Annotated in this window: 1 protein-coding gene; it reads right to left on the reverse strand. The window is 51.6% G+C overall.

From position 1 onward, the window contains the following. Positions 1–1084: flagellin (locus FZ040_RS14295; protein ID WP_255448919.1), on the reverse strand; the 1084-nt coding region annotated here is incomplete at both ends.

Here is a 1084-nt window from a genome sequence, read left to right on the forward strand (position 1 = left end):
ATTGTTAGCCGTTACCGTAATAGCATTCTCACCATCTGCCGTCGAGACCATATCGCCCGAAGCAGCAACACCGATCTTAGCACCGTTGAGCAGTGCCGGACCTGCCGCATCTTGAGCAAGATTAAACGATTTCTGCGCAACATCAAACGACCCCTGTTCCTGGGTTAAGGAAGCCTGTGCAGAATTCAAAGCTGCTTTTGCATTCGAAAGTGCCGTGCTGTTTGCTGCAGACATATCGGCATCATAGTCCTTCTGCGCTTTATCCAGCGAAACCTGCGCAACACTCAGAGAATTCTGAGCTACGCTTACCGACGTCTGCGCAACATTCAAATCTGCCTGTGCCAGCGTAACGGAATTATTTGCCTGGGCAGCTGCACTCATAGCAGCAGCACTGTCAGCCGTGCCCATAGCCTTAGCAATGCTCTGGTTAGCATTCGTGCCGAAGATCGTCGAAGTCGTATCAATGTTCTCTGCTGCATCAAAGATATCTTTGAGGTTCGTGTCAGAGGTTACATTGAAGGACGTCGTATAGGTCTTACCAGCCTGAACGTAAGAAACCGTAACCTTATCCGTCGTGGAGATTTCAAGATCATCACCACTGCGGGATTTCAGATCCGTCAGTTTCGTCGTAGCCGTCGTATCCGTAGACAGGCTCTGGTTCGTCAGTGCCGTATACGTTGCCTGGCCCTGCGTGTTCTTCGAACCGTCAACAAGATACTTGCCGTTGAACGTTACGTTAGCGTTGTCGTTGATCTGGTCAATGCTCTGGTCGAGCTCTTTCTGGATCGTCTGACGGTCGCTATCCGTGTTCGAGTCATTGGCTGCATTGATGACCTTCTCTTTGAGGGTCTTCAGGATGTCGACCGTGCTGGAAACAGCGCCCTCGGCAACTTTCATCATGCTGCTGCCATTCTGCGTGTTGCTGTTAGCCTGGTCAAGGCCACGAATCTGAACGCGCATGCGCTCGGAAATCGCATAGCCCGAAGCATCATCAGCAGCACTGTTGATCTTCATGCCCGAGGAGACCTTCTGCAGGCTCTTGGACAGTGCGCTCGAGTTCTTGTTCAGAGTGTTCAGCGTCGAG

Origin of the sequence: Pseudoselenomonas ruminis (assembly GCF_008271295.1) — a bacterium.
Lineage (GTDB): Bacteria > Bacillota > Negativicutes > Selenomonadales > Selenomonadaceae > Selenomonas_A > Selenomonas_A ruminis.